The organism is uncultured Tessaracoccus sp. (assembly GCF_947286155.1).
GTDB lineage: Bacteria > Actinomycetota > Actinomycetes > Propionibacteriales > Propionibacteriaceae > Arachnia.
Map to the genome: position 1 here is coordinate 1 of NZ_CAMYPD010000087.1, position 3,386 is coordinate 3,386.

Here is a 3,386-nt window from a genome sequence, read left to right on the forward strand (position 1 = left end):
CCACCCCGTGCCGCCTGACGGGCTGCATCGTGATCTCGGCAGCGAGCTCAGGCCGCAGGCAAGCTTCCAGGATGGTGGTGCCTTGCCGCGCTTCTTTGTACTCTGGCAGCGAGCGCCCGGCCTGGCGCATGAACCATACGGGTAACCGACGGGGGCGGGCCCCGCTCAGGGCTTCGAGGAACGTGCTCATGCTCCTTGATTCTGCCGTATTGACTCAAGGTGGTTGAATGGCCCCATATGTCTCTGCAGATTTTCTCTCTTGAACACCACCGACATGGCCTGCCGGTGGTGGAGCAGGCCGCGGCGAACGTCGACGGCGTGGTTGAGCGAATCGTCCACCACGACGGCGTGCGAGGGGCTGTGCTGCTGCACACCTGCAACCGCGTTGAACTGGTGCTGGAGGTAGACGACGCCGGCCTGGCAATCCCGTCCTTGCTGCGCGCGCACTTCGGCGCAGAGCTTCCCTGGCGCATCTACCGAGGCGAGCAGGCCCTCGACCACATCTTCCGCGTGACCGCCGGGCTCGAGTCCATGGTGATGGGGGAGCGCGAGATCGCCGGCCAGTACCGCCGCGCGCTGCAAGAGGCGCAGGCGGGCGGGCACGCGTCGCTGGCCATCAGCACCGCAGTAGAAGAGGCGCTCCGGACTTCCAAGAAAGTCGCCAGCCACACGCACCTCGACGGCGCCGGTCGCTCGGTCGTCTCCGTCGGTCTGGATCTGCTCACCGTCGACGACTGGTCGGCGTCGCGGGCGCTCCTCGTCGGCACCGGCAGCTACGCCGGCGCGGTAGTGGCCGCGCTGAAGGCCCGCGGGGTGCGCAGCATCGGCGTGCACTCCGCCACTGGCCGCGCGGCTTCGTTCGCCGACGCCCACGCCATCGAACCCGTCGATGATCTCGCCGACGCACTCGCCGCCGCCGACGTCGTCGTCACCTGCCGTGGGAGAGGCGCCGTGATTGGTCCCGACGATGTGCGCGCCGGCATGAAGCTCCTCGACCTCGCGCTCGTCCGCGACGTCGACCGCGCGGTGGCAGACGTCCCCGGCGTGCAACTCGTGACGCTGGAAACCGTCCAGGTGAACGTCGACCCCAAGTACGACGGCGACCTCGCCACCGCCGAGCGGCTCATCGACGCCGGACGCACGGCCGCGCTGACGAAGATCCGCGCGCGCGTCGTCGACCCAGCCGTCACCACCTTGCGTGAGACGGTGATGAACCTCGTCGAGGAGGAAACCGACCGCCTACCAAACCGCCCCCTGACGAGGGACGACGCCGCTCGAGCGCTCGAACGCCTCGCCGTCCGACTGCTCCACATTCCCTCCGCCCGCGCCCGTGAAGCGGCCCAGCTGGGGCGCACCAATGAATACCTCATCGCCATGCACGAGCTCTACGGCATAGGGGAACCGCTCGCGGCCCACGCGGTGGAGGAGGGGCGCTGCCCCGTGACCGGACTCGGCATGGACGACGTCGCCAGCCAGAAATCTCAACGCACCATCGCATCATGAACATCGAACCATATAGCGCCATCATGGTGGCCTCGTACGGTGGCCCCAACCAGCCCGACGACGTGTTGCCGTTCATGCGCAATGCCACCCGCGGCAAGGGGATTCCCGACGAGCGCCTCCTGGAGGTCTCCGAGCACTACATGCTGTTCGGCGGTAAGTCGCCCATCAATGAACTGAACGCGAAACTCGTCGACGCGCTCCAGGCCGAGCTGCACCGTCGCGGCGCCGACGCACCTGTGGTGATCGGCAACCGAAACTGGGAGCCGTACATGTCCGACGTGGTGCGCGAACTTGTCGACGGTGGCCACAAGCGGGTGCTCGCCGTCGCGACGAGCGCGTACCAGTCGTACTCCAGCTGCCGGCAGTATCACGAAGACCTCGTGCAGGCCTCCGACGGGCAGCCCATCGTCGTCGACAAGCTCGACCCCTTCTGGTGGGCGCCCGAGTTCGCGAGCGCGAACGCCCGTCGCGTGGTTGCCTCGTGGCGCGCGCTGCGGGAGCGAATCGGCGACGGAAAGGCGCGCCTGGTGTTCGTCACGCACTCCATCCCGGTGGGGATGGAGGAGCGCTCCGGCCCGGGCGCCCCGTCGCCGCACTACCAGGCGCAGCACCTCCAGGTGGCGCAACAGGTGGCGGAGCTCGCCGCCGACGAGCTGGGCGAGGCGCTCACCTGGGACCTCGCCTTCTGCTCCCGGTCCGGACCGCCGCACGTGCCGTGGCTCGAGCCCGACGTGAACGACCAGCTCGAGGCGATCGTCGACGAGGTAGACGGCGTCGTCGTAGCTCCCATCGGGTTCATCGCCGACCACATGGAAGTGGCGTTCGACCTCGACACCGAAGCCGCCCAAACCGCCCGCAGCTTGGGGCTCGCCTACGAGCGCGCGGGCACCGTCGGCGTGGACGACGAGTTCGTCGGCATGCTGGTGGACCACATCGAAGACGCCGCTCGGCGCGCCAGCGAGGGCAAGCCGGTGGCCGACTACTGTCAATTCGCGGGCGGCGCGTGCTGCCTGCCGCCCCTACGCCCCACCCGAACAGGAGCACCATCGTGAAGCACCCCAGCCGCGACGAACGCGACGAGCACAACGTCGATTACAAGGCCATTAACCGCGGATCGCACTACTCCATGCACGCCGTGTTCGCCACGTGCATGCCGCTTTCCGACGACGCTGAGGCGCAGGCGACGGCGCTGCGCGAAGAGATCGAAGCCACTGGGGTCACCGTCCGCGGCTTCTACGACGTCGGCGGCTTCCGTGCCGACGCCGACCTCATGGTGTGGATGCTCTCCGACGACCCCCACGCGCTCCAGCGTGCCTACCACGTCATCCGCAACAGCGAGCTGGGTGCAGCGCTCGAGCCGGTGTGGTCCGCCGTCGCCGTGCACCGGGCCGCCGAGTTCAACAAGGCGCACGTGCCGAGCTGTTTCGCCGGCATCGCGCCGCGCCCCTGGGTGACGGTGTACCCGTTCGTGCGCAGCTACGACTGGTACGTGCTCGACGACGCCCACCGCTCCAAGATGTTGCGCGAGCACGGCATGGCAGGGCGCGAATACCCCGACGTGATCGCGTCGACGATGTCCGCCTTCGCGCTCGGCGACTACGAGTGGATCCTCGCCTTCGAGGCCGACGAACTCCACCGCCTCACCGACGCGATGCGCCACCAGCGCGGGGTCGAGGCGCGCCTGCACGTGCGCGAGGAGACGCCGTTCTTCACCGGCCCGCTCGTCACTCTCGACGAGTGGGTCGCCCGCCAGCCGCGCGCCTGACGAGCCTCGTCGGCGCCCGCCGCGGTTTCCCCACCCAGGCACCTGCAACCTGTGCGGCTCTGTCCCGGCACTGGTGTCACTTGCCTAGCTGCGACGAGGCGTCGCCCAGAAGCAGGTG

Annotated in this window: 4 protein-coding genes; 3 read left to right on the top strand and 1 reads right to left on the bottom strand. The window is 68.7% G+C overall.

What is annotated here, in order from left to right; translation table 11 throughout:
- The coding region (locus tag Q0X68_RS13045) for a uroporphyrinogen decarboxylase family protein (protein WP_297752637.1) at positions 1-190 on the bottom strand (190 nt) is incomplete at its 3' end.
- A 47-nt stretch (positions 191-237) separates the two neighbouring features.
- Between Q0X68_RS13045 and Q0X68_RS13050 the strand changes: the two genes are divergently transcribed.
- Genes Q0X68_RS13050 through hemQ form a run of 3 tightly spaced genes read left to right on the top strand, consistent with a single transcriptional unit; the run spans position 238 to position 3,268 of the window.
- A complete protein-coding gene (locus Q0X68_RS13050) occupies positions 238-1,503 on the top strand; it encodes a glutamyl-tRNA reductase (RefSeq protein ID WP_297752640.1) in 1,266 nt (421 codons plus the stop codon).
- Positions 1,500-2,555, top strand: coding sequence for a ferrochelatase (locus Q0X68_RS13055; RefSeq protein WP_297752643.1), 1,056 nt, complete (start codon positions 1,500-1,502; stop codon positions 2,553-2,555). Before Q0X68_RS13050 ends, Q0X68_RS13055 begins: the two co-directional genes overlap by 4 nt.
- Entirely contained in the window at positions 2,552-3,268 is a 717-nt protein-coding gene (hemQ, locus tag Q0X68_RS13060; RefSeq protein ID WP_297752645.1) for a hydrogen peroxide-dependent heme synthase, read from the top strand. The genes Q0X68_RS13055 and hemQ overlap by 4 nt, the downstream gene beginning before the upstream one ends.
- Positions 3,269-3,386: the final 118 nt, after the last annotated feature.